Here is a 24,330-nt window from a genome sequence, read left to right on the forward strand (position 1 = left end):
CATCAACCTGGATGCCCTGACCTATGCGGGAAACGCTGCAAGCCTGGCGGACATTGAACGGCAATTTGGCGGCAGCCGGTACTTTTTTGAACACGGCGATATTTGCGACCGTGCTTTGGTAGTATCGCTGTTTGAGAAATATGAAATTGATACGGTGGTGCACTTTGCCGCCGAAAGTCACGTGGACCGCTCCATCCTGGGTCCCGAGGCCTTTGTGAAAACCAATGTGATGGGAACCTTCACCTTGTTGGATGCTGCGCGGGCCGCCTGGAAAACCGCCGACGGCGCCTTGCGGCAGGATGTGCTATTTCATCATATCAGCACGGACGAAGTGTATGGCTCCCTGGGGGCAACGGGGTATTTTACCGAGACGACCCCCTACGACCCCCGCTCCCCCTATTCGGCGAGCAAGGCGTCAAGCGACCACCTGGCCATGGCCTATGCGCACACCTACGGGCTGCCGGTAACCCTGTCCAACTGTTCGAACAACTACGGTCCCTATCAGTTTCCGGAGAAGCTTATCCCCCTGATGATATTGAACATGCTGGAGGGGAAGCCCCTGCCGGTGTATGGGGACGGGAAGAATATCCGGGACTGGGTGTATGTGGAGGACCACAACAACGCGGTGTGGGCCATCATGCAGAAGAGCGTGAGTGGGGAGAAGTGGAACATAGGCGGGGAGAATGAGTGGGAGAACATCACGCTCCTGCAGTCGCTGATAGACATCGTGTCGGAGAAAGCGAAGCTGGACCCTGAGAAGGTGCGGGGCACCATCACGTATGTAACAGACCGGCCGGGACATGACCGGCGGTATGCGATAGACTGCGGCAAGCTGAAGCGGGAGCTGGGCTGGAAGCAGGGGGTCAGCTTTGCCGAAGGGCTGGAACGAACCGTGGACTGGTACCTGGGGAATACCGCGTGGGTAGAGGGGATCAGAAGCGGGGAATACCAGAGCTGGATTAAGCAGAACTACGGGATGCGGTAGGGGCTATCCATGAACCCCATCGCTAAACTTATAGCCCTGTTTACCAAACAGGAGCGGCGGCGGCTTGTTCCCATAACCTTTGCCATCCTGAGCGTTTCAGTACTGGAGATTGCGGGTGTCGGCTCCCTGGGGCCGTTTATGGCGGTGATCGCCGATCAGACCGTCATACACCGCCAGCCCGTGCTGGCGTTTTTTTATCGGCTGGGGCATTTCCAAAGCGACCGGGCCTTTGTTATATTCCTGGGTATCGCCGTTTTTACCGTAATATTGGTTTCCACGGCTTTCAGGATGATCGTTTTGTACGGGATGTCCCGGTTTGTGGCGAACCGGCGGTATGCTCTAGGGGTACGGCTATTTCGTCAGTATTTATACCAGCCCTATCAGTTTTTCCTGCACCATAATAGCGGTGAGCTGTCAAAGAACCTCCTGGCCGAGGTAGACTCGGTTATCAACGGGGTCATGCGACCCATTATCAATATTTTTATTCACGGGATGCTGTCCCTTGCCATTTTTGTCCTCCTGGTAGTCATTAACCCGGTTGTGGCGGTCGCCAGTTTTGGTATATTCGGCCTGGCCTATGCTCTGCTCTACGGAGTGATACGGAAGCGGCTTTCCCGGCACGGCAAGGAAGTACGGGAGGCAAACCGGCTGCGGTTTAAGACCGCCAACGAAGCCTTTGGGGGCATTAAGGATGTGAAGATCCTGGGGAAGGAACCCTTCTTTTCCTATGCGTACAGTGTTGCTGCAAAGCGGTATGCGGCGACCCAGGCGGCGAATCACATCTTGTCTACTATACCGAGTCAGGCTATACAGTCGCTTGCGATGGGGTTTGCGATTGCGCTGGTTATTATACTCCTGATAGTACATGGCACCGTTGCAGAAGTACTGCCGCTTATAACGGTCTACGCCTATGCCATCATGCGGATGATGCCCAATTTGCGGGGCATATTTCACGATGCGGTACAGATGCGTTACCACAGTTTTACGGTGGATGCCCTGTTCCAGGATATGACAACCCTGCCGCAGCCGCCGCAGATGCCGGATAAGAAGGCGATGAAGGCGGCTCCTGATGTGCTGCCCTTTACCCATGGGATAGTTTTACAGCAGCTTGAGTATTCCTATCCGACATCCCGGGAGCCGGTGTTAAAGCAGCTTAACCTGAGTATTTCCCGGAACACTTCGGTTGCCTTTGTGGGCGCCACGGGCTGCGGTAAGACCACCCTGGTGGACGTTATCATGGGGCTTTTAAAGCCAACCGGCGGGGCGATTCTTGCCGATGAGACGCCGGTAACGTCCCTGACTGATGAGGACACCCGGAAGCGGGTCGCCGCATGGCAGCGGAACTTTGGGTATGTACCTCAGCAGATATTCTTAAGCGACGACACGGTAGCGGCGAATATAGCCTTTGGTCTGCCGCAGGATATGCGGGACAGCATATCAATTGAACGGGCAGCCCGCGCGGCGAATCTGCATGAGTTTATAACCACGGAGCTGCCTGAGGGTTATGACACGGTGGTGGGGGAACGTGGTATTAGGCTGTCCGGGGGACAGCGGCAGCGGGTGGGGATAGCCCGGGCTTTGTATCATGACCCAAACATCCTGGTGATGGACGAAGCCACCAGCGCCCTGGATTCGCTGACTGAAGATGCGGTTATGGAGGCTATACGCAACCTGACCCATACCAAAACGATAATACTGATAGCCCACCGGCTTACCACGGTACAGGGGTGTGATGTTATTTACCTGATGGAGAAAGGGCGGATCATAGCACAGGGGAGTTACAAGGAATTGTTGGAGAACAGCCCACAGTTCAGGGCAATGGCGAAGGTGAAATGAAAGAGTTGTCAGTAGGATACATAGTTGATTAGTCTTACCGATAAAAAAGAATGTTGCGGCTGTAACGCTTGCGGTGATATTTGTTCGCAAAAAGCCATTACCTTCAACACAGACAACGAAGGATTTTGGTATCCTGAGACAGACACAAAAAAATGTACTAATTGTGGATTATGTGAGAAAGTATGTCCTGTACTTAATATAGAACAATTAAAGAAAAATGATTTTGAAAAACCGAATTGTTATGCTGCGATTCATAAAAACTTGGAAGTTCGTTTTGACAGCACATCGGGAGGGCTTTTTTCTGCATTAGCGGAAAAGATGTATAAAGATGGAGGGTACGTTGGCGGGGCTGTTTATAACGGCGATTTTTCTGTTTCACAGTATATTTCAAATGATAAACAAGATATAGTTCATCTGCGCAGCTCAAAATATCAGCAAAGCGATTTTGCTGGATTTTTCAATCGTGTTCAGGACATTCTGAAGACTGAGGGAAAAGTTTTGGTTTGCGGTTGTCCTTGTCAAATGGCGGCGTTACGGACATTTTTAGGGAAGGATTATGAAAACCTTTTGATTGCGGATTTTGTTTGCCGTGGAATTAATTCTCCCTTGGTTGCAAAAAAATACCGGGAATCTCTTGAAGCAAAATACAGGTCCAAGGTCGTTTGGCAGAAAGCAAAGAATAAGGAATTTGGATGGAGGAATTTAACTGCAAAATATCGTTTTGCCGATGGTCAGAATGTCTATATAACGAAGAATGAAAGTCTGTTTAACCGTGGATTTCTTCATACTAATGCATTTTGCCGACCTTCCTGTTACGCTTGTCGGTTTAAAGGATTTCCCCGTATCGCAGATATAACCATAGCGGATTTTTGGGGAATTGAAAAAGTTGATAAGTCAATGGATGATAATTTAGGGACTTCTCTCGTATTGGTAAATTCTGAGAAAGGGCAAATCTTTTTTGATGCTATACAACAAAAAATAAAATCAGTACGCGTTTCATTTGAATTGATGCTTGGGGGTAATCCTGCTTTAATACGTTCATTGGGTTCGCCAAAAATAAATAGAGATGCATTTTTTAATGATTTACAAAATAATGATTTCTTCACTATTGCGAATAAGTATTTTCCCTTTGTTCAGTCAAGGAAAGAGCGATTAAGAAAGGCACTGAGGGATTGGCGAGACACACTTGTTGTAACACAGTTCAAATTTTTACCTGTCTGCCAGTTTATATATTTCAATATTTTAAGAAAAAACATTAAAACTAAAGCGTCTGATATGGGATTTTTAGTCCCAACACCGCATACAGTTATAGAAATTGGAAAGAAAGCTGATATTCAATTGAATGCCCGTTTAAAGATCGGCTCAAAGAAGTTTCGTAAATCAAAACTGGAGACACGATTATTAGTCGAAAATGGCGGAACCTTGATAGTTAATAACCGGTTTAGTTTTATGTATGGTTCTGATATAGAGATATTTAACGGCGGAACATTAATTATTAATGGCAGAAGAGGCGGTGGAACAAATATAAAGGCAACAATAATATGCAAAGAAAGAATTGAAATTGGCGATCATGTTATGATGGGTAGGAATGTTACCATAAGAGATAATAATGGGGACCACTATCTGTCACAGCAAGGATACAAGAAAGCAAGGCCTATTATTATTGGAAACCATGTATGGCTCTGTGAGGGTTGTACCATAATGCCGGGAGTTAAGATTGGAGACGGTGCAATTGTGGGAGCAAAATCGGTTGTTATGACCAATATACCTCCCTTTTCTCTAGTGTCTGGTAATCCCGCTAAAATTGTTCAGACCAATATATATTGGAAACATTAATCTTTAAGTAGGAGTTTTCTATGGAATTACAGGAATTTATTGGAAAATTTGCTGAGCAGTTTGATAATACTGACGCGAATGAATTCAAAGCCGATACAGAGTTTAAAGCCCTGGATGAATGGTCTTCATTGTATGCGTTAACAATTATCGCTATGGTTGACGACGAATATGATATTACCCTTAAAGGGGACGATATCCGTAATTCAGAAACCATAGAAGACTTGTATAAGGTTGTAAAGAGTAAAAAGTAATGGCTTTTCTCGAATTTAAGAATGTCAGAATTGTTGGTATTTCCGCTGCGGTTCCTAAAAAGGTTGTAAAATTAAGATCCCGCAATTCTGGTTATTCTGATGAAGAATATAGCAATAGTGTTGGAGTTAAAGAAACACATGTCGATGACTCTTTTACAACCTCAGATTTATGTTATTATGCCGCAGAAAAATTGATTACTGATTTGAAGTGGGAGAAATCAGAAATAGATGCAATAATCTTTGTTTCGCAATTTCCTGATTACATCTTGCCTGCTACATCCCCTATTTTGCAAGATAGGCTTGGATTAAGCACAGAATGTTATGCGGCGGATGTATCTTTGGGTTGTTCTGGCTGGGTATATGGGCTAAGCCTTATTTCCGGTTTATGTAACGGTAGTATAAAAAAAGCACTGTTAATGGCCGGCGATGCCCGTAGAATGCAGGATCAAAAGGATCCTCTTTTTGGCTATGCGGGTACAGTTACCGCAGTTGAATTTTCTGGTGGAAATAATGGTTTTGATTTTCACTTTGGTTCTGATGGTAGCGGATATGACGCGATTATTATTCCTGACGGCGGCGCGAGGAATCAATTTACAGCGGAATCATTAAAAGTTCATGCAGATGATGATGGCATTAGCCGGAATAGCTTGCAATCGTATATAAAAGGGATGGATGTTTTTTCATTTGCGATAACTACGGCTCCAAAATCAATAAAAAAGTTAGCAGGGAAACATTCGCTTGATTTGAAAAGTGTTGATTATTTAATTCTGCACCAGGCCAATAAACAAATAAATGCAAAAATTGCCAAGAAGCTTGATTTCGAACAAGATAGGGTCCCCGAATCCCTAACAAATTACGGTAATACTTCTTCTGCCAGTATACCCCTTACCATAGTTACTGGTATTGGGAAACGCTTGCAAAACGAATCCAAGCGTTTTATTGCCTGTGGGTTCGGAGTTGGCTTATCCTGGGGCTCTGTTTTTTTTGAACTGGATCATTGTTTTATTTCATCCTTAGTAGAGGTTTAATGTGAGTTATAATCCTTTTTCTTTAGCCGGTAAAACTATTCTGATTACCGGGGCATCATCGGGTATAGGACGGGCAACTGCCATAGAATGTTCCAAACTTGGGGCCACGCTCATTATTACTGCCAGAAATGAAGAACGGCTTAATGAAACATTTACCCAATTGGAAGGAAAAGGGCATCAAAAAATTATTGCTGATTTAACAATAAATGATGATATCGATCGATTGGCCAATGTAATTCCTCCATTGGACGGGTTAGTCAATAATGCGGGAATAATTAAAACATTACCTATTCAATTTATTAATGAAAATGACTTTGTGAATATATTAAGAACAAATACACTTGCTCCTGTTTTTTTAACACAACGTATATGCAAAAAGAAAAAATATAACAGAAATGCTTCTTTCGTTTTTATATCATCGATTGGAGGTGTTTTCGTAACTACACCCGGAAATGCAATGTATGGAATGTCAAAGAATGCAATAAACTCTTTTATGAAATTTACCGCTCTTGAATTTGCTCCAAAAGGTATCCGATGTAATAGTGTTAACCCAGGAACAGTTGAATCTCCACTAATTAATAAAGGTACTCTTTCACAAGAAGACAGAGAAAAGAATATCGCTAAATATCCTTTAAAAAGATATGGTCAACCCCAAGATGTAGCCTTTGGGATAATATATTTATTATCTGATGCTTCTGCATGGGTTACCGGCGCTAGTTTAATAATTGATGGTGGGTTAGCCATCTTATAAATAATGTCATTTTTAATAAGCAAACATGTCATGATTAAAGGGGTTGCCGCCTGTGTACCAAACCGTATTGAAGAAAATCGGCAATATCCTGGAATGTCAATTGAAGAAATAGAAAAATATATTCAGGTAACTGGCATTGAAAGACGACATTGTACCGTTCACGATGGCTCAGTCTGCACATCAGATTTATGTTATACGGCAGCCGAAAAACTTTTAAATGAATTACAGTGGGATAGAAGTGAAATAGGACTTTTAGTATTCATATCCCATTCTGCCGATTATCGCCTTCCATCAACTGCATGTATTCTTCAGGATCGTTTGGGCTTATCAAAAGAATGTATGGCTTTTGATAGTCCGTTAGGTTGTTCTGGTTTTGTATATGGATTGTCTATTGTAAGTAGTATTATGAGCCTGGGAACAATCAAAAAGGCGTTATTGCTGGCAGGAAATACTCAGTCGATTTTTGCTAGCCCGTTAGATAAATCAACTGCATTACTTTTTGGCGATGGCGGATCAGCATGCGCCCTGGAGTTTGATTCTGAGAATCAGGATACTTTTAAGTTTCACTTAAGATCCGATGGTTCAGGAAAAGACGCGTTAATTGTTCCCGATGGCGGCAGTCGTAATCCGGTAACTGAAAATTCTTTTATCATGGAAGAATTTGAAGGTAATATCAAACGAACTCGATTGCATGAAAAAATGGATGGGATGGCGGTTTTTTCGTTTACCCTTTCGGATGTTCCTGATGCCATAACTATTTTTCATGATACGTTTGCTGTAAATCCTGAAAAAATAGATTATCTTTTATTGCACCAGGCAAATAAATTTGCATGTGAGAAAATACGAAAAAAATTGAAATACCCACCTGAAAAAGTACCATATAATATTCATGAATATGGCAATACCAGTGCTGCAAGTATTCCATTGCTCATGGTAACAGAAATAAAAGAAGCTCTTGAAACACACAATTTGGAAATCGTCATGAGTGGCTTTGGTGTGGGACTTTCAATAGGGACGGCATATATCAGTACTCATAAAATAGTTTGCCCTGAATTATTATATTTATAGTCGATAAAGGAGAAAATTACTAACCCCCCCCCCCCCCCCCCCATTATTTGCTACTACTCCGTTCTCATTAAAAGGCAAGTCAATTTTGATAACTGGCGCATCATCCGGTATTGGTTATCAATGTGCGTTAGATTGTGCCCGTTCAGGGGCTAAAGTTATTTTAATTGCCCGCAGAAAGGAATTATTGGATGACTTGGCGCAAAACTGTTCCACGGCATCTGTATATCCATATGATTTAAATGATATAGATAATATAAAGTCATTAATGGATGAAATAAAACAACATGAAGGTTTATTGGATGGATTTATTCATGCTGCAGGAATTGAAAAAACATTACCGTTAAAAAATCTCAAGTTAAAAAATTATGAAACAATTTATAGGCTAAATTTTGTAAGTGGATTAGAAATAGTAAAGCATTTCAGTAACAAAAAATATCATAACGAATATGCCAAAATAGTATTTATTTCATCAATTGTATCAATAATTGGTCGTCCTGGTATTATAGCGTATGCCGGTTCAAAAGGCGCTCTTGTTTCAGCGGCAAAATCAATTGCATTGGAATTGGCAACTAAAAACATTAATGTAAATTGCATATCACCAGGAACAGTTCTAACTCCTATGATACAGAAATATTTCGATTCAATTTCCGGGGAAGAACAGGAGAAACGCAAAGAAGGATACCCTCTCGGACTAGGAAAGCCAGAAGATATTTCGTATGCGAGCATATTTTTATTGTCCGATGCTGCCCGTTGGATAACAGGACAAAATATAATAATTGATGGTGGGTATACAATTAGATAAGGATAACAATGGATAATTTTAACCCTTTTACTTTATGTGGCAAAGTGATTTTGATAACTGGTGCGTCATCAGGTATAGGAAAAAGCATGGCAATAGAATGCTCAAAAATGGGCGCCACGCTGGTGATAACTGGACGAAATGAGGAACGTTTAAAAGAAACATTTCAGAAACTTCAGGGAAATGGCCATCAAATGGTAGCTACTGATTTATCAAATATAGCGCAGATTTCTAAAACATGGAGTGATGACAACTTTTCTCCCTTTGACGGAATTGTATTAAATGCGGGTGTCAATGATAAATCACCTATAAAATTTATTTCCGAGAAAAAAATAGACCATATTTTTAAAATAAACTTTTATGCGCCAGCATTACTGATACAAACCATATTAAAAAACAAAAAGATTAATGATAATGCTTCAATAATTATGATCTCGTCAGTAGCCACTAATTTGGCAGCGATTTCAAATGCCCTGTATGCTGCTTCAAAAGGCGCTATAAACTCATTTATGAAGGTGTTGGCCCTGGAACTATCCCCCAGAAGAATACGGGTTAATTGCATACAGCCCGGTATGGTTCGAACGGATATTTTAAGCAAATATGCTTTGCAAGAAGAACTGGAAAGCTGGGAAAAAACGTATCCCTTGGGAAGATTTGGTCAACCCGAGGATATTGCTTTTCCAGTAATATATCTTTTATCCGATGCCGCTAAGTGGGTAACAGGAAGTATTTTTACCATAGACGGCGGAATAACATTGAAGTAATAAGTTAAGGGGAATTTAAAGTATATGGCCAAATGGAAAATAAAAAATGTATCTTTAAAAGGCGTTGCAGCATGCGTCCCTAAAAATATCATACGAACTGAAGATATTCCTTTGTTTTCAAAGAAAGAAGAGCTGGAACATTTTTTACTTAATGTTGGTATTAAAACTCGTAGAGTCGTAGAAAAAGGCGTGTGTGCTTCCGATCTTTGTTTTGAAGCAGCCAAAAAATTAATAGATAGTCTGGGATGGGATAAAAATGAAATCGGCGCTTTAATATTCGTTTCAATTACTGCGGATTATCGTAGCCCCATGACATCTTGTATTTTACAGGATCGCCTAGGGCTTCCTGAATCTTGTTTTACTCTGGATATTCCATCTGCATGTTGTGGTTACCCCCATGGTATGACTGTTTTATCCAGTTTAATGACATCAGGTAGTATTAGAAAAGGATTATTATTGGCTGGGGATACCTGTTACCAAATGGCATCCCCAGAAGATAAAAGTCGGTTCCCCGTATTTGGTGATGCTGGTACAGCTTCTGCCTTTGAGTATGATGAATTATCAGACAATATAGTAAGTTATGCTTATACTGATGGGAACGGATATGAGGCAATTATAACGCCCCATAGCGGTTTTCGCCATCCAGTAACACCGGAGTCTTTTATTGTAGAAGATGTCGGAGATGGCAACCGTAGAGCGCCGGTCCATGCCTTGGTAAAAGGAATGGATGTTTTTTCTTTTGCTATATCGAAAGCGCCAAAATTATTAAAAGAAGTCCTGTTGGATAATAATATAGATAAGGATAATGGAATTAATTATTTTTTATTGCATCAGGCAAATCAGATGATTACTGATAAAATAATTTCAAAAACGAAATTAGATAAGCAAAAAGTCCCTTGTAATATTGAAGAATTTGCTAATACTACCTGTGCAACAATCCCATTGTTAATGGTTACGCGTATTAAAAATGATTTAATAAAAAACGATTTGAATCTTATTTTATTAGCCTTTGGCGTAGGGCTTACGTGGGGATGTGTATATATGAAAACGCACAAAATCGTTTGTTCTGACTTGATAGAGCTATGATAAAAACAGGTGATTTATATTCTGAACAAATTTTATTCTCTCAAGATATAGTCAATTTATTTATAGCAATATCAGGTGACAGCAATCCAATTCATACGGATCCAGAGGCTGCGAAACGAGCTGGGTATTCTGATGTAATTGTTCCAAGCATGTTGCCTGGCAGTATATTTGGTGGAGTATTTGGCTCAAAATTTCCTGGGCATGGATCTGTAAATTTATATCGCGAATTTACTTTCATTCGCCCCGTTTTTATCAATGTCGAGTATACTATGGTTTTCAAAGTAACAGAAACAGATACTAATGAACACACGGGAACTATTAAATGCCGTCTCAAAGATAAAAATGGAAAAATATATATAGAATGTTTGTCAAAAATCAGAAACAATGAACAATTTGTATCAATATTAAGTTGAATGAAAGCAACAACCAACTTTGTACAATTACAATCAGAAACTATGGAAAGAAGTATGTCGAAAGTATTATACATTCTATCTGGTAATAGGTAAACACAGACGTCGTAAGGAACAAAATGAAATCACAATTGATTAATGGAATAGGTAGGACACCACTCCCGGTGATCAAATTAAGTAATGATGTAAAAATTCCTGTAATAGGTAATGGTCCTGGTGGGTTAAGACATTCGAGATACGATAAGAACGATAATAAATTATTACATTTAACTAAGCGTATTTATAATAAACTCGATCGAAAAATATTCAAAGAAAGAGAATATATTAATGCAGTATGTAATGCATTTAAAATAGGTTTTACTTTGTTCGATTACTCTGCAGCGTATAAAAATGAACAATTAATAGGCAAAGCTATTCAAAAAAGTGGTATTAGTCGAAGTGATCTCTTTTTAACTACAAGAGTAACTAATGCAAGACAGGTTAAAGGAAATATCCGGGAACAATTTCTAAAGACACTCGAATATTATAGAACGGATTATGTTGATTTGTATATGTTTCATTGGCCGGTGCCCGGCTTTTATTTAGATACATGGAAACAGATAGAACAGCTTTATAAAGAGGGCTATTGTAGAGCCATTGGGGTTGCTAATTGCCACCAACATCACCTGGAAGAAATATTTAAGATAGCAGAATTTATTCCGCAAGTTAATCAATTTGAAATCCATCCTCTATTCACTCAAAAGCCATTAATTGCGTATTGTAAATTAAATGGAATAGCCGTAGAAGCCTATACGCCAATTGCGAGATTTGATGAGAGATTAATAGAATTGCCACGGCTTAAAAAAATCACCCAAAAATATAAAAAATCAATAGTACAAATTGTTTTAAAATGGCACATTCAAAATGGAATAATACCAGTAGTTCGCTCATTAAATAAGAAACATCAAATCAAAAATATTTCTATTTTTGATTTTGAATTAACTGAGGAAGAAATAAACATAATAGATAGTTTTAATATAAATTCCAGACTAAGATATGATCCTGATAACTGTGATTTTTCCGTTTTATAGATTACTTAAGCTATGAGAAAAAAGATTGAATAGGCTTGTAAGTATAATTACCCCATGTTATAATGGCGAAAATTTTATTAGTCGATTTTTAAATTCCATATTAAATCAGACTTATAATAATATTGAATTAATCATTATTAATGATGGGTCTACTGATAATACAAGAATTATTTTAGAATCTTACAAAGAAATATTTATTAATCGAAATGTAGAATATATAATAATAAACCAGGAAAATAAGGGGCAAAGTGAAGCTATAAACCAGGGGCTTAAAATTTTTTCCGGAGATTATCTTACATGGCCGGATTCGGATGATATATTATTACCTAACAATATATCATCAAAGGTTGCTTTCCTGGAAAATAATCCGGAATATGGACTAGTAATGGGAAAAGTTGGGATAGTAAATGAGAATGATTTAGACAGGCGAATTAAAATATTAAAGCGAAAAGAACCCATATGGAATGATACGTTATTTGAAGATTTAATTCAAGACAAGAACGTATATTATACACCAGGTGGGTATATGGTCCGTTCATCTTGCTTTCTGGATGTTAATCCGTTACGTTCTATTTTACCCCTCCGTGAAATAGGGCAGAACTATCACATGCTGCTTCCAATTACATATAAATATAAATGCGGTTATTTGAATGAGTGTATATATTTATATGTAAAAAGAAAGAATAGTCATAGTCATGCAAAAAGAACTTATGAAGAAAGTATAAATGTTATTTCTTTTGAAAAATATGCATTAGAAAAAATAATAGAATCTTTAAATATTCAGAATGAAAAATATTATCTTAAAATAATAATTAAGAAATATCATCATAGGTTATTAAAATTAGCATTTAAAAACAACAAGCAAGATGAATTTAAAAAACAATTTAATATTCTTAAAAGGATGGGTGCTCTGACATTGACTGATATTTATCTTAAGTATAGAGAAAATACTCTTTTAAAACTTCTACGGCATGCAAAAAAAAGATTTAGATATGGTCGGCATACATGAAAATTGGCATTATGACCCATTGGTGGTCAAAAGATAATTATGGCCAGCTTTTACAATGTTTTGCACTGCAAAAATACTTGCATAATATAGGTCATGAAGCATATTTGATAGCCTATCAACCATATCATGATTATATTGAAACACCATTTTGGATAAAGATGTTAAAGGCATTTAATCCGGTTAAATTATGGAGGTTTGCATTTAAGAAAATTATTCGATACAAAATTAATAAAGAGCAAAAACTTAATCCGCGTGGATTTACTGAATTCAGAAAAAAGTACATTAAGCGGACAGAAAGAACTTACCATTTATATAGCGAACTATGCAGTTATCCTCCGGAAGCTGACGTATATATAGTTGGTTCTGATCAAGTATGGAGTTTCCATAGTTTGCCTAAAGCTAAGGCTGATAATGTAATTAAAGCTTATTGTCTTGCTTTTGGGAATGATAAAATCAAAAGAATATCTTATGCAGCAAGTTTTGGTAAAGATGACATTAGTGATAGCCTTCTTGATAAAATAAGTCCTTTATTGCAAAATTTTACGTATATTTCTGTCCGGGAAAAATCGGGGATTGATATATGTAAAAAATGTGGAATCAGGCAGGTCGACATGATGCCGGATCCCACCCTTTTATTTGATGCAGAGGTATATCGTTCCTTATATTTAAACGAATCTATCCGTAAGCAGACAAAGCCATATTGTCTTTTGTATATTTTAGGGAATAAATGTAAGCTTTCAATAAAAAAGATAGCCCATTGGGCTAAGGAAAAGGGTCTTAATATTATATATGTAACCGGAAATTCAAAATACGATAAATTTGAGAAATTTTATGCAACAATTCCGGAATGGCTTTATTTAATTGATAATGCTGAATATATTATAACTAATTCTTACCATTGCGCTATTTTTTCTCTGATGTTTCATAAAAAATTTGGCATTATTTCTCTAGTTGGAAGACATGCAGGAATGAATAACCGTTTTATATCATTATTTGAACAGTTTAACATTCAGCAAAGATTTATTGCTCAGGACATTGATGTTATAGAAAATGAAATAAACTGGGGCAATATAAATAGTAAATTATATGCGATAGCTTCTTCATGTAAATTAGACGATATTCTTTAAGAGGATTATTAGTGCCCCTGTTGTCTATAATTGTTCCAGTATATAAGACTGAAAAATATTTACACAAGTGTGTTGATAGTATTCTCGCTCAGACCTTTACAGATTTTGAGTGTATTCTGATTGATGATGGTTCTCCTGACACTTGTCGTGAAATTTGTGATGGATATGCTTTAAAGGACTGTCGGATTATAGTTATTCACCAGAAAAACGCAGGAGTTTCTGCGGCAAGAAATGCCGGATTGGATATTGCCCGTGGAGAATGGATAGGGTTTGTTGACAGTGATGATTGGTGCGATTCTGGGATGTTTGAATTCCTTATTAATAATGCAAAAAAGTATAATGCTGACATCTCTATATGTGGTGCGAACAAATTCAGAGAGAATGGTAAATTCTATTATTACATGTCTAAAAAATACCCCGATATCATTATGAGTGGTAACGAGGCAATATTAAAAATGTTCTCGGCGACATATTTTTCAACAACACCATGGAATAAATTGGTGAATAAAAAATGCTTTTATTATAATAATACAGTTATCCGATATGATGAGTCTATTCTATTTTTGGAAGATGGTCTTATTTTGTATTTTTTATTCAAAAACTCAGAAAAAATAGTCTATTCTTCAATTCCATACTACAATTATTTATTTCGTTCCGATTCGGTGACACAAATACCCTACAAAAGTGGGATAGCAGATTCCGTATTGACTAACTTTATTGCTTTTAAAAAAATGCTGGCAGTTGAAACCGATAGTATTGTAAGACATAAATTAATGGCGGCCGAGGGGAGTAAGGCAGTAAATTATTGTTTGTTTCATATAAAGAATAATCTTTCAACTAACAATGATAATTTCATTTTTTTAAAAGAAATAATAAGAAAAGACATTCTTTTCATTATTACTGACAAAACCATTGGTAATAAAAGAAAAATATTTAGTTTTCTAATTTTTTTTCCATTTATTATTTCAAACTATTATAAAATAAAAAGATGTTTAAAAAAGGTATAAGAAGAATAAAAGCTATGGAAATAGATTTTGTAGTTCTCTGGGTAGACGGCGCCGATCCAGAATGGATTAATTCATTCAATAAATATTCTGAAAAGAGGAATGTATCTTTTGACAGCACGATAGATATAAGTAAAAAAAGGTATGATGATAACGGTCTATTGCGCTATTGGTTTCGCGGTATTGAGGAGAATGCTCCCTGGGTACATAAGGTATTTTTTATAACCAGTGGACAGAAACCTTCGTGGCTTAATACTAACCATAAAAAAATATGTTGGGTGAAGCATGAAGATTATATTTCCCAGGAATACCTGCCTGTTTTTAATTGCAATCCGCTTGAAGTGAACTTACATCGTATAAAAGGTCTGTCAGACACCTTTGTTTACTTTAATGACGATATGTATTTAATCAATCCAATAAAGGAGAATTTCTTTTTTAGAGGGGGTCTTCCCCGGGATCATGCTATTCTTAATGCCATTGAGCCGAGATTTTGGGGACACATATTTGTTAATAATTTAATAGAAATAAATAAGTATTTTAAAAAGCATAAATCCATCGTACATAATTTATTTAAATGGTTTAATATCCAATATGGAATACATATGCTTCGCACAATAGTATTATTGCCATGGCCAAAATTTAACAGTTTTCTAGTTTCACACATGCCGCAAGCATATTTGAAAAGCACCTATAACGAAGTATGGGACCATTGCGAACATATATTGCATGCCACATCAACGCATAGATTCAGAACAATCGGTGATGCAAATCAATATATATTTCGTTTTTGGCAGTTAGCGAAGGGTACTTTTAGTCCAAGTCCGTTTATGATTGGGAAGCGATTTTTTAATATAACGGAAAAAAATATTAATGCGATCGAGCAGGCGGTTAAAAATAAGAGTGTCAAAGAGATATGCCTTAATGAATTGGACGATTCGCCAAGTTGTTTTGAACGATTACAGGATATACTGGAAAAGAAATTCCCCGTAAAATCAAGCTTTGAATTATAAGAGAGTCATTTGAGCATGATATGACAAAGATACTTATAGTTGGCATACATAACGCGGTCGGTGGAATAGAAAAGATACTACATGATTATATTACTACTATATCAAATGATGCCATTGTGTTTGCTTTTATTAATATGTATGACAAAATATCGTTCCAGGAAGCATACGAACAAAGGGGTTATCCCGTTTATAAATTGCCAAACATGAACCGGCATCCGTTAAAATATGCGGTTGCATTTACACGATTATGTGCAGATGAGCGTTTTGACATTATCCATGTGAACATGATGTCCGCGGCTAATATACTCCCGCTGGTAATCGCCAGGCAGATACAATGTAAAGTAATAATAGCCCATTCACACAACACTGACACCGTGGGCATCGCAAGACACATCCTTCATGCTGTTAACAGACCTTTTATAAAAGCATTTGCAACTGATTATTTTGCTTGCTCCGCCGATGCTGGTCAATATATCTTTGGTAAGAATAGTGCATTTGAGATAATTCATAATGCCATTAATATAGAACGATTTGTGTACCGTAAAATCACCCGGAAAACGGTCAGGGATCAATTAAATATTCCTGATAACGCATATGTTATAGGACATGTGGGAAGATTTTCGAAACAAAAGAACCATGCGGTTCTTATTGAAATATTTTGCAGGATTTTAAACAAGCAAGAGAATGCGGTTTTATTGTTGGTGGGAAAAGGAGAAGATCAGCAAAAAATAAAAAACATGGCGAAAAATCTGGGAATAGATACTAACGTCATCTTTTACGGCCCATCGAATACCGTACATGATCTTTATTCAGCCATGGATGTTTTTGTCTTTCCTTCGCTGTTTGAAGGTCTTCCGGTAGTTGGGATAGAAGCGCAATGCGCTGGTCTTCCTGTATTTGCCTCAAACACGGTTTCGAAGCAAATGCAGGTTTCCGATTTAGTTGTCTGGCTTGATTTAAAAGACGGACCGGAAAAATGGGCGGATACAATTCTGGAGCATATACCCCATCATGAAAGAAAAGATATGTCCAGTACCTTAACCAATGCCGGTTATAATATTAAAATCGAGAGTAAAAAGCTGGAAAGCAAATACCTTGAGCTGGCAAAAAGATAAACATGGCTGTCTTGCATGTCCTATGATTATCTCCTTGTAGGTAGCGGGCTTTTTTCGGCGGTTTTTTCGGCAGAAGCAATTAAGCGAAAGAAAACATGTCTTGTAATTGATAAGCGGCCTCACATCGGCGGGAATGTATATACAGAAAAACTGCACGGTATAACGGTTCACCAGTATGGGCCGCACATATTCCACACAGGCAAAAAGGGAATATGGCAGTATATAAACCAGTTTGCAGAGTTTAACCATTTTGTAAACAGCCCGGTCGCGAATTTTCATGGGCAGATGTATAATCTCCCTTTTAACATGAATACTTTCAGCCAAATCTGGCCTGATGTGACTGCCTCTGAACAAGCTAAACGCCGTATTGCTGAACAGTCTTCATCAATGGCTGGGAAGACTCCGCAAAACCTTGAGGAACAGGCAATAGCACTGGTTGGTACTGACATTTATGAGAAACTGATAAAAGGATACACTGAAAAACAATGGGGGCGTTCCTGCGCCAAGCTGCCGTCGTCTATAATAAAACGGCTGCCATTGCGTTTTACCTATAACAATAATTATTTTTCTGATCCCTGCCAGGGAATGCCAATTGGCGGGTACACGCCAATAATTGAAAAGATGCTTCAGGGATGCGATGTGCAAGTTTCCGCCGATTATTTTTCTGACAGAAACTACTTCAGCAAGTCCGCTGGAACAGTTATTTACACTGGCATGATAGACGAATACTACGATTATTGTTTTGGCGAATTGGAATACCGGAGCCTGCATTTTGACACGGAGGAACTGGCCGTAGAAAATTTTCAGGGGAATGCAGTGGTCAATTATACGGATGAGGAAACGCCCTATACAAGAATAATAGAACACAAACATTTTGAATTTGGTACTCAGCCAAACACGGTGATTACCCACGAATATCCGGTAGCATGGAAACATGGGGACGAACCATATTATCCAATAAATGATGAGAAGAATTCAGTATTGTATCAGAAATATGCAGACCGCGCATCGAATGAAAAACATATTCTTTTTGGCGGCAGACTGGGCATGTATGCGTATTTAGATATGGATGACACCATTGCCGCCGCATTAAGCTTGGCAAAAAGGGTTCTGTAGCGTTGATTAGCGAAGGATTAGTTTCTGTTATTACGCCTAATTACAATGGATCAAGATTCATTGCTGAAACGATAGAAAGTGTTCTTGCTCAAACATACAGCAAATGGGAAATGATCATTATTGATGATGGATCAACGGATCACAGCGTTACGATAATACAGGAATATGTTCAGAAGGACCCGCGAATTGTTTTATTGCAGCAAGAAAATGCTGGTTCTGCTTCAGCGAGAAACAAGGGGATTCGCCATGCAAACGGCCAGTATATATGCTTGCTTGATGCCGATGATATATGGGAATTGAATTTTCTTGAAAGCCAAATTCATTTCCTGAAAGAAAAGAAAGCGGCGGTAGTGTTTGCCTCATATAAACTGATAAACGAACAGTCGAAAGATATCAGGCTGCCCGTCTTAGCCCGGCCTTCGATAACGTACAGGCAAATGTTGGTGACTAATTTTATTGGATGCCTAACTGGTTTGTATGATAGAACAAAATACGGGAAAATATATTTGAGGGAGGAGCTAAAGAGCCTGAGGGATGATTATGCCTATTGGCTGGATATAATGAAGCAGTCTGATATCGCATATGGAAACCTTGAAATACTGGCTAAATACCGTGTGCGCAGAGCATCTACCACGGGAAAGAAGCTGGCACTTATTAAAGCGCAGTTTGCCTTTTATAAAAACTATCTTAGATTTGGATATTGGCAGAGCCTTCTCAATACAGTTTATTGGGGGTTTTGTGGGTTTTCTAAGTTTAGCAAATAACTAACAATATTATGAAAATATCGCGGAAGAAACGGCAATTATTGATAGCGCTTATTGATATCATCCTGCTTATCGCGGCGATATATCTGGCCTTGCTGATACGGGACTGGAAAATACCCTCTTACCACCGGTTCCAGCGCCATTTTGGTTATTTTATTCCGATTATTGCAGCCTGGATAATCAGCCTGTATACCGCCGGGCTCTATTCACTAGAAGTGCCCTATACCGGATACCGGGCCTTATCCCGTATCGCCCTTTGCGCACTTTTATGCCTCTTAATCGGGTTTGCATTTTTTTATCTGAACCTGCAGGCCAGAGTTGTGCCAAAAACTATTTTGGCAATCTATTCCGCCCTTGCCTTTTTTCTTCTGGCCATATGGCGTTGGATTTTCAACAAAGTTACGCTTACCTATTTTTCCAGCACTGACATAGCCTTTGCCGGCATAAATGATGCGGTAATTGATGTGCTGAACAATTCCCATAATTTTTCATACATGAGTTATACGGCGCGGTTTTTTTATGACGAAAATTATCCCGAAGACCGGTTCTGCAACGTTCCGGTCATACGGGACCCTGCAGTATTTGTCAGCAATATTAGGGAATATAAGATACAGACCGTGGTTATTCTTAATGAGAAGAATATATCATCGTCCATCCAAACTATCCTGTTTGATCTTTTGCAGCATCATATTACATTTATCAGTCTGCCTGATTTTTATGAGTTGTATCTGCGGCGAATCCCCGTTGGCACCATAAACGAGCTATGGTTTTTAAAAAGCATCGATTTTAATGCCAAAAATATATACCAATTTATTAAACGGCTGGGTGATATTTTTTTAGCCCTTTGTCTGCTGACCGTTTCCCTGCCGTTCTGGCCATTCATGATGCTTATAATAAAGCTTGAAAGCCCCGGTCCGGTATTTTTCAAGCAGACCCGTACAGGTTATTTGGGGAAGCAGTTTGCTATTGTGAAGTTCCGCACCATGAGTGTGGCCGATAACGCCCACGAACCCACAAAACGAAATGATTCACGGGTAACCGTATTTGGCAGATTCCTGAGGCGAACACGGATAGACGAAATTCCTCAGTTTTTCAACATACTAAAAGGTGAGATGAGCTTTATCGGCCCCCGCCCCGAGCGGCCAGAATTGATTGCGGAATTAGAGCAGGAAATCCCGTTCTACCGCCAGCGGTTATTGGTAAAGCCCGGAGTGTCAGGGTGGGACCAGGTGTCCGGGGAATATCATTCGCCATCCAAAGAAGACACCTACAAAAAGCTACAATACGACTTGTATTACATCAAAAATGTATCGTTCTTCTTGGATGTATCTATCTTTTGTAAGACCTTGGTAATTGTGTGTATCCAAGCGGGCGTATAGTTGTATGGATTGGAAAACAAAGGCAATGATACAAAATTGTATTTCCGTTCTCCCTAAAGCGATTTCGTATGAGGTTTACTATCTGGCTCAGAGGCACTTTGGAGGATTAAAGAAACCATTTAATCCGGCGAGTCGTATAGCCGCAGGGGTTGGAATATTAAAAAAGATACAAAAGTATCACGGTTCACCTTCAGATAAGATTTTTTTTGAGGTTGGGACAGGACGAGTACCTATTATGCCGATAGTTTATTGGCTGGGAGGAGCAAAAAAAACAATAACCGTCGATGTAAATCCTTATATGAGGGAAGAACTGTTGCTAGAGACGCTTGTATATATAAATTCCCATGAAACGGAGATAAGGAATGTTTTTGAATATTTATTACTTGAAGATCGGTTTATTGCTTTGTTGGCAGAAATCAGACGAGGTCTGCTGAAGACCCGTAATTTACTTTCTTTATGTAGCATTGAATATATCTCCCCTGGTGATGCTGCTCGAACAACGATGCCATCCGGAAGCATAGATTATCATACTTCGTATAGAGTATATGATCATATCCCGGTGCCAGCCTTAAAGGATATCCTGGAAGAAGGAAATCGCATTGTCGTTTCTGATGGGTTATTCATTAATTACATAGATTATGGAGATCATTTTTTTACTACGGATAAGAGCATCTCCAAAATTAACTTTCTGCAATACAGCGATAAGGCATGGAGAAAATATGCCGGAAATCGATATATGTATGTGAACCGGCTGCGGCATGATGATTTTCTTGCCCTATTTGAGAAAGCAAGCCATACAATAGTAGCAGCAGAACCTGTGATTGATAAAATGGCTCAGAAACTCTTGGAGGAAGAAAGCTTGCATTTGGACCAACGGTTTATAACAAAAAACAAAGAAACCTTAGGGATAGTTGGTTCTTGGATAATAACAAAAAAATGATAATTGATTTTAAATTGGCAGGCGTATAATGCAGGCCCGCAATGGAAACAATCAGCTAATAACTGATTCCCCGATAAAAAGCATTCAATTGGCAAGGGCTATTGCTGCAGTAAGTGTGGTTTATGAGCATTGTACAATAGCAGGAGATTATAAATTTACCAAAGCGGGATCATTTGGCGTTGATATCTTTTTTATCATCAGCGGTTTTATTATTACATATATTGTGTTAAAAACGCCAGCGGATTTTTTTATCAAGCGGGTTATGAGGGTAGTGCCTTTATATATTATCGCTACTGTTTTGACGACATTGACGGTACTAATTTTTCCTAGTTTAATACGTAAAATCACGGTAAGCTTATCCGGGTTTATAAAATCTATTTTGTTTATTCCCTATAAAGAAAATCGGGGTATTCCAATATTAGGCCAGGGTTGGACACTTAATTATGAAATGTTTTTTTATGTGGTTATGTCCCTGTGTATTCTGTTTGTGAAGAATAAGAAATATTTACCAATAGCCTGCGGTTCTATTCTTGTATTGTTCCTTATCATAACCAATACGACAGGCGCCGGTTCAAATATTTATATAATAAAATATTATCGAAAAGGATTGTTTCCTGAATTTATATATGGGATTGCATTGTATTATTTTTATACTTATTGTGTAAAACGAATAGCAAATAAAGCGTATGAATTTAATCGTAAGGCGCTGATAAAAATAATAATGCTTATCATCATTGCTGCTGGAAGTTATATTTTTTTAATATATAGCAATGCTTCAGGATCTCATTTCTCTAAAAATAGAAATATTTATTATGGAATTCCTTCTTTACTATTAGTGACTTCCTTGCTCTTATTGGAAGATTATATAGGAAATAATATCGTTATCAAAATATTTCTTAAAATAGGGGAAGCAAGCTATGTAATGTATCTTTTCCATTATCATATTATTGCGTTCTTTTCCCGCATCGTTTTTCCGGTAGTATTAGGGAATCACCGCGTGTTTACTATAGAATTAATAAAATTAATTTTTGCTATTGTCATGACTATTGTTATAAGCATTGTTTTGTTTGAATTTGTTGATAAGCCAATACAAAACTATCTAAAGAAAGTATTGAAAAGGCAACGATCAAAGAATTTTAAATTGGCAGGCGTATAAGTATGAAAGTAGTTATCCTAGCCGGTGGCTTTGGTACTCGGCTGTCAGAAGAGACCGGTCTACGCCCTAAGCCCATGGTGGAAATCGGCGGCCGACCTATCCTCTGGCATATCATGAAGACCTACTCCTATTGGGGCTTCAACGAGTTTGTAATACTCACCGGCTATCTGTCCCATGTTATTAAAGATTATTTCCTGAATTACTACACCCGGTATTCGGATATCACCGTGGACATGGAAACCAACACGGTGGAGGTCCACCAGCACCGCAATGAGCCCTGGAAAGTTACCATGCTCTACACCGGGCCCGACACCATGACCGGGGGACGGCTCCTGCGGGCCCAGGAGTTTTTGGGTAGTGAGCGGTTCATGCTGACCTACGGCGACGGGGTGAGTGATGTAAATATCCCGGCGCTGCTGGCAAGCCATGAAAAAGCCGGGAAGCGCGTAACCGTAACGGCAATACAGCCGGTGGGTAAATTTGGTTCCCTGGATATTGACGGGGGGAATCTGGTCCGGTCTTTCATGGAAAAACCTGAGGACGGGGGAACCTGGATAAACGGCGGTTTCTTTGTAATGGAACCGGATATATTCCGGTACCTTGATGACGGGGATAAGACTATCCTGGAACGCACTCCCCTTGAGCGGCTCGCCGGCGAGGGACAACTCAATGCCTATAAACACACCGGGTTCTGGAAAGCCATGGATACCCTGAACGATAAAAACATTCTGACCGGGATGTGGACGAAGGGAGAAGCCCCCTGGGCGTTATGGATAAAATAGCGCTCTCTTTTTACAACGGGAAAAAAGTATTTATCACCGGCCATACCGGCTTTAAAGGGACTTGGCTGTGCCGGACCCTGCTAGCGGCCGGGGCGGAGCTAACCGGGTATGCCCTGGAGCCGCCGACTTCCCCTTCGCTGTATGAACAGACCGGGACCGGGAAGGAAATCCATTCCCGCACCGGGGATGTCCGGGACCGGGAAGCGCTGGTACAGGCGGTGCAAGAGACAAAACCGGATATCCTTTTTCATCTGGCGGCCCAGCCTTTGGTACGGCTTTCCTACCGCGAGCCGGCGCTGACCTACGAGACCAATGTGCTGGGGACGGTGAATGTATTAGAAGCCCTGCGTTTGACGCCGGGTATCAGGTCGTTTGTCAATGTTACTACCGACAAGGTGTATGAAAACAAGGAATGGCTTTGGGGCTACCGGGAGAATGAAACGCTTAACGGCTATGACCCCTATTCGAACAGCAAATCCTGCAGCGAGCTCGTAACCGCAAGCTACCGGAACGCTTTTTTCCTGGCCGCGGATACCCCGGCGGTATCCACCGCTCGGTCGGGGAATGTGATAGGCGGGGGGGATTATGCGGAGGACCGGATCATCCCGGACTGCATTCGGGCCGTACAATCGGGAAAGAAGGTCGTCCTGCGAAACCCCCATTCAGTCAGGCCCTACCAGCATGTGCTGGAATGCCTTTCTGGATACCTGCTGCTTGCGGAAAAGCAGTATACCGACAAAGCCATGGAAGGAGCCTACAACTTTGGCCCGGATGACAATAGCTGTGTGACCACCGGGGAGCTTGCCGCCTTGTTCTGCGCTGCCTGGGGACAGGGCGCTGCCTGGGAAGTTCAGGGAGACGGCGGGCCCCACGAGGCGAACTTCTTAAAGCTTGACTGTGCAAAGGCAAAGGCCGTGTTGGGTTGGAAGAGCCGGTGGGATATTAAAACCACGGTAGCGCAGATAACTGCCTTCGCCCAAGCGGGTAATGATGATGAGCGCCGGGTCTGTGTGGACCGGCAGATACAGGAATACTTCAAATAAA

At 39.7% G+C, this 24,330-nt stretch carries 24 protein-coding genes; all 24 read left to right on the forward strand.

Translation table 11 applies throughout. The features are described 5' to 3' along the window. The coding region (gene rfbB, locus TPRIMZ1_RS0103760; RefSeq protein WP_010254860.1) for a dTDP-glucose 4,6-dehydratase at positions 1–985 on the forward strand (985 nt) is incomplete at its 5' end. A 9-nt stretch (positions 986–994) separates the two neighbouring features. After that, complete coding sequence (locus tag TPRIMZ1_RS0103765) at positions 995–2,821, forward strand: ABC transporter ATP-binding protein (RefSeq protein WP_010254862.1); 1,827 nt, start codon at positions 995–997, stop codon at positions 2,819–2,821. Positions 2,822–2,845: 24 nt separating this feature from the next. Continuing rightward, the gene (locus tag TPRIMZ1_RS0103770; protein ID WP_010254864.1) at positions 2,846–4,657 is read left to right on the forward strand and encodes a Coenzyme F420 hydrogenase/dehydrogenase, beta subunit C-terminal domain; all 1,812 of its coding nucleotides are present in this window, start codon (positions 2,846–2,848) and stop codon (positions 4,655–4,657) included. Positions 4,658–4,677: 20 nt separating this feature from the next. Further along, positions 4,678–4,908, forward strand: coding sequence for an acyl carrier protein (locus TPRIMZ1_RS0103775; protein WP_010254865.1), 231 nt, complete (start codon positions 4,678–4,680; stop codon positions 4,906–4,908). Beyond that, positions 4,908–5,936 (forward strand): ketoacyl-ACP synthase III, encoded by a 1,029-nt coding sequence (locus TPRIMZ1_RS0103780; protein ID WP_010254867.1) that lies wholly within the window; start codon positions 4,908–4,910, stop codon positions 5,934–5,936. The genes TPRIMZ1_RS0103775 and TPRIMZ1_RS0103780 overlap by 1 nt, the downstream gene beginning before the upstream one ends. A gap of 1 nt (position 5,937) precedes the next feature. After that, complete coding sequence (locus tag TPRIMZ1_RS0103785; RefSeq protein ID WP_010254869.1) at positions 5,938–6,687, forward strand: SDR family NAD(P)-dependent oxidoreductase; 750 nt, start codon at positions 5,938–5,940, stop codon at positions 6,685–6,687. A 30-nt stretch (positions 6,688–6,717) separates the two neighbouring features. Beyond that, entirely contained in the window at positions 6,718–7,755 is a 1,038-nt protein-coding gene (locus tag TPRIMZ1_RS19975) for a 3-oxoacyl-ACP synthase III family protein (RefSeq protein WP_198429894.1), read from the forward strand. Between the two features lie 85 nt (positions 7,756–7,840). Further along, positions 7,841–8,557: an SDR family NAD(P)-dependent oxidoreductase gene (locus tag TPRIMZ1_RS0103795; RefSeq protein ID WP_198429895.1), complete on the forward strand. Its 717-nt coding sequence runs from the start codon at positions 7,841–7,843 to the stop codon at positions 8,555–8,557. An 8-nt stretch (positions 8,558–8,565) separates the two neighbouring features. Then, positions 8,566–9,318, forward strand: a complete 753-nt coding sequence (locus tag TPRIMZ1_RS0103800) for an SDR family NAD(P)-dependent oxidoreductase (RefSeq protein WP_038077796.1) — start codon at positions 8,566–8,568, stop codon at positions 9,316–9,318. A 24-nt stretch (positions 9,319–9,342) separates the two neighbouring features. Continuing rightward, positions 9,343–10,404 (forward strand): 3-oxoacyl-ACP synthase III family protein, encoded by a 1,062-nt coding sequence (locus TPRIMZ1_RS0103805; RefSeq protein ID WP_010254877.1) that lies wholly within the window; start codon positions 9,343–9,345, stop codon positions 10,402–10,404. Then, on the forward strand, positions 10,401–10,817 hold the full coding sequence (locus TPRIMZ1_RS19980; protein ID WP_010254879.1) for a MaoC/PaaZ C-terminal domain-containing protein: 417 nt from the start codon (positions 10,401–10,403) through the stop codon (positions 10,815–10,817). The genes TPRIMZ1_RS0103805 and TPRIMZ1_RS19980 overlap by 4 nt, the downstream gene beginning before the upstream one ends. Positions 10,818–10,933: 116 nt before the next feature. Then, the gene (locus TPRIMZ1_RS0103810) at positions 10,934–11,884 is read left to right on the forward strand and encodes an aldo/keto reductase family protein (protein ID WP_010254882.1); all 951 of its coding nucleotides are present in this window, start codon (positions 10,934–10,936) and stop codon (positions 11,882–11,884) included. Positions 11,885–11,909: 25 nt separating this feature from the next. Further along, positions 11,910–12,893: a glycosyltransferase family A protein gene (locus tag TPRIMZ1_RS18375; protein ID WP_010254884.1), complete on the forward strand. Its 984-nt coding sequence runs from the start codon at positions 11,910–11,912 to the stop codon at positions 12,891–12,893. Further along, a complete protein-coding gene (locus tag TPRIMZ1_RS18380; RefSeq protein ID WP_026043499.1) occupies positions 12,890–14,020 on the forward strand; it encodes a polysaccharide pyruvyl transferase family protein in 1,131 nt (376 codons plus the stop codon). The genes TPRIMZ1_RS18375 and TPRIMZ1_RS18380 overlap by 4 nt, the downstream gene beginning before the upstream one ends. A gap of 11 nt (positions 14,021–14,031) precedes the next feature. Beyond that, positions 14,032–15,027: a glycosyltransferase family 2 protein gene (locus TPRIMZ1_RS18385; RefSeq protein ID WP_010254886.1), complete on the forward strand. Its 996-nt coding sequence runs from the start codon at positions 14,032–14,034 to the stop codon at positions 15,025–15,027. Positions 15,028–15,041: 14 nt separating this feature from the next. Beyond that, complete coding sequence (locus TPRIMZ1_RS0103830; protein ID WP_010254887.1) at positions 15,042–16,034, forward strand: Stealth CR1 domain-containing protein; 993 nt, start codon at positions 15,042–15,044, stop codon at positions 16,032–16,034. Between the two features lie 20 nt (positions 16,035–16,054). Beyond that, entirely contained in the window at positions 16,055–17,149 is a 1,095-nt protein-coding gene (locus TPRIMZ1_RS18390) for a glycosyltransferase (protein ID WP_010254888.1), read from the forward strand. A 15-nt stretch (positions 17,150–17,164) separates the two neighbouring features. Next, on the forward strand, positions 17,165–18,265 hold the full coding sequence (gene glf, locus TPRIMZ1_RS0103840; protein ID WP_010254889.1) for a UDP-galactopyranose mutase: 1,101 nt from the start codon (positions 17,165–17,167) through the stop codon (positions 18,263–18,265). Positions 18,266–18,267: 2 nt separating this feature from the next. Further along, positions 18,268–19,029 (forward strand): glycosyltransferase family 2 protein, encoded by a 762-nt coding sequence (locus tag TPRIMZ1_RS0103845; RefSeq protein WP_232616733.1) that lies wholly within the window; start codon positions 18,268–18,270, stop codon positions 19,027–19,029. 11 nt (positions 19,030–19,040) lie between these two features. Continuing rightward, entirely contained in the window at positions 19,041–20,408 is a 1,368-nt protein-coding gene (locus TPRIMZ1_RS0103850; RefSeq protein ID WP_026043502.1) for a sugar transferase, read from the forward strand. Positions 20,409–20,412: 4 nt separating this feature from the next. Next, positions 20,413–21,348 (forward strand): hypothetical protein, encoded by a 936-nt coding sequence (locus tag TPRIMZ1_RS0103855; protein WP_010254895.1) that lies wholly within the window; start codon positions 20,413–20,415, stop codon positions 21,346–21,348. Positions 21,349–21,376: 28 nt separating this feature from the next. Beyond that, the gene (locus TPRIMZ1_RS0103860) at positions 21,377–22,504 is read left to right on the forward strand and encodes an acyltransferase family protein (protein ID WP_010254897.1); all 1,128 of its coding nucleotides are present in this window, start codon (positions 21,377–21,379) and stop codon (positions 22,502–22,504) included. A 2-nt stretch (positions 22,505–22,506) separates the two neighbouring features. Continuing rightward, positions 22,507–23,286: a glucose-1-phosphate cytidylyltransferase gene (gene rfbF, locus TPRIMZ1_RS0103865; protein WP_010254899.1), complete on the forward strand. Its 780-nt coding sequence runs from the start codon at positions 22,507–22,509 to the stop codon at positions 23,284–23,286. Then, on the forward strand, positions 23,274–24,329 hold the full coding sequence (gene rfbG / locus TPRIMZ1_RS0103870) for a CDP-glucose 4,6-dehydratase (RefSeq protein WP_010254901.1): 1,056 nt from the start codon (positions 23,274–23,276) through the stop codon (positions 24,327–24,329). The genes rfbF and rfbG overlap by 13 nt, the downstream gene beginning before the upstream one ends. Position 24,330: the final 1 nt, after the last annotated feature.

Source organism: Treponema primitia ZAS-1, from assembly GCF_000297095.1.
In the GTDB taxonomy this organism is placed as follows: domain Bacteria; phylum Spirochaetota; class Spirochaetia; order Treponematales; family Breznakiellaceae; genus Termitinema; species Termitinema primitia_A.

Bases quoted from the DNA above. Each gene is read 5' to 3' on its own strand.
- TPRIMZ1_RS0103765 (WP_010254862.1), top strand. From the start codon at position 995: ATGAACCCCATCGCTAAACTTATAGCCCTGTTTACCAAACAGGAGCGG.
- TPRIMZ1_RS0103775 (WP_010254865.1), top strand. From the start codon at position 4,678: ATGGAATTACAGGAATTTATTGGAAAATTTGCTGAGCAGTTTGATAAT.
- TPRIMZ1_RS0103780 (WP_010254867.1), top strand. From the start codon at position 4,908: ATGGCTTTTCTCGAATTTAAGAATGTCAGAATTGTTGGTATTTCCGCT.
- TPRIMZ1_RS19975 (WP_198429894.1), top strand. From the start codon at position 6,718: ATGATTAAAGGGGTTGCCGCCTGTGTACCAAACCGTATTGAAGAAAAT.
- TPRIMZ1_RS0103800 (WP_038077796.1), top strand. From the start codon at position 8,566: ATGGATAATTTTAACCCTTTTACTTTATGTGGCAAAGTGATTTTGATA.
- TPRIMZ1_RS0103805 (WP_010254877.1), top strand. From the start codon at position 9,343: ATGGCCAAATGGAAAATAAAAAATGTATCTTTAAAAGGCGTTGCAGCA.
- TPRIMZ1_RS19980 (WP_010254879.1), top strand. From the start codon at position 10,401: ATGATAAAAACAGGTGATTTATATTCTGAACAAATTTTATTCTCTCAA.
- TPRIMZ1_RS0103810 (WP_010254882.1), top strand. From the start codon at position 10,934: ATGAAATCACAATTGATTAATGGAATAGGTAGGACACCACTCCCGGTG.
- TPRIMZ1_RS18380 (WP_026043499.1), top strand. From the start codon at position 12,890: ATGAAAATTGGCATTATGACCCATTGGTGGTCAAAAGATAATTATGGC.
- TPRIMZ1_RS0103830 (WP_010254887.1), top strand. From the start codon at position 15,042: ATGGAAATAGATTTTGTAGTTCTCTGGGTAGACGGCGCCGATCCAGAA.
- TPRIMZ1_RS18390 (WP_010254888.1), top strand. From the start codon at position 16,055: ATGACAAAGATACTTATAGTTGGCATACATAACGCGGTCGGTGGAATA.
- glf (WP_010254889.1), top strand. From the start codon at position 17,165: ATGTCCTATGATTATCTCCTTGTAGGTAGCGGGCTTTTTTCGGCGGTT.
- TPRIMZ1_RS0103850 (WP_026043502.1), top strand. From the start codon at position 19,041: ATGAAAATATCGCGGAAGAAACGGCAATTATTGATAGCGCTTATTGAT.
- TPRIMZ1_RS0103855 (WP_010254895.1), top strand. From the start codon at position 20,413: ATGGATTGGAAAACAAAGGCAATGATACAAAATTGTATTTCCGTTCTC.
- TPRIMZ1_RS0103860 (WP_010254897.1), top strand. From the start codon at position 21,377: ATGCAGGCCCGCAATGGAAACAATCAGCTAATAACTGATTCCCCGATA.
- rfbF (WP_010254899.1), top strand. From the start codon at position 22,507: ATGAAAGTAGTTATCCTAGCCGGTGGCTTTGGTACTCGGCTGTCAGAA.
- rfbG (WP_010254901.1), top strand. From the start codon at position 23,274: ATGGATAAAATAGCGCTCTCTTTTTACAACGGGAAAAAAGTATTTATC.